This window comes from Psychrobacter faecalis, from assembly GCF_016107575.1.
GTDB classification, from domain to species: domain Bacteria; phylum Pseudomonadota; class Gammaproteobacteria; order Pseudomonadales; family Moraxellaceae; genus Psychrobacter; species Psychrobacter faecalis.
Map to the genome: position 1 here is coordinate 1 of NZ_JABAST010000089.1, position 681 is coordinate 681.

The following is a 681-nucleotide window of genomic DNA, read 5'->3' on the forward strand; positions in this document are numbered from 1 at the left end:
TTGCCCCGACTGTCACAGTCCCAGTTTTTCGATACACGGCAAAAAAAGCTATGGCAAGCAGAACTACCAGTGCAAGGACTGCAAACGTCAATTCATTGGCGACCATGCCTTAACTTATCATGGCTGTCACTCTAAAATAGAAGACATCATACGGCTAATGACGGTTAGAGGTTGCGGCGTCAGAGACATAGCCGTTATAGCCTCTATTAGTATTGGTAAAGCCCTTAGCACCATAGGCTCATCGGTCTATAAGATTACACCTAAAAAGCGCTATTATGAACGCTTAGAGATTGATGAGTTTTGGACTTACGTGTATCGCAAAAAGCGTAAAGTTTGGCTTATTTATGCTTATGACCGCGCTACCAATGAGATTGTTGCTTATGTTTGGGGCAAACGTGACCTGAAAACAGCTAAGAAGCTAAGAGCCCGTCTTAAACAACTGAAAGTCAGCTATGGTTCTATTAGCATGGATAACTGGGATAGCTTTACAACCGCATTCAAGCCTGACAAGAAACAAATCGGCAAGCAGCATACGGTAGGCATAGAAGGTAATAACTGTCGCCTTAGACACCGATTGCGACGAGCCGTTCGAAAGACCTGCTGCTTCTCAAAGAAGTTTGATAACCACTTTAAGGTGTTTGATTTGGTATTCTTCTATGTCAATTATGGCTATGTCTGATG

The 681-nt window shown here is 43.0% G+C and carries 1 protein-coding gene; it reads left to right on the top strand.

Translation table 11 applies throughout. The annotated features are described in order from the left end of the window. Positions 1–679 (top strand): IS1 family transposase (locus JFC07_RS13040; protein ID WP_227697981.1); only part of this gene is annotated, 679 nt, incomplete at its 5' end. Between the last annotated feature and the right edge of the window lie 2 nt (positions 680–681).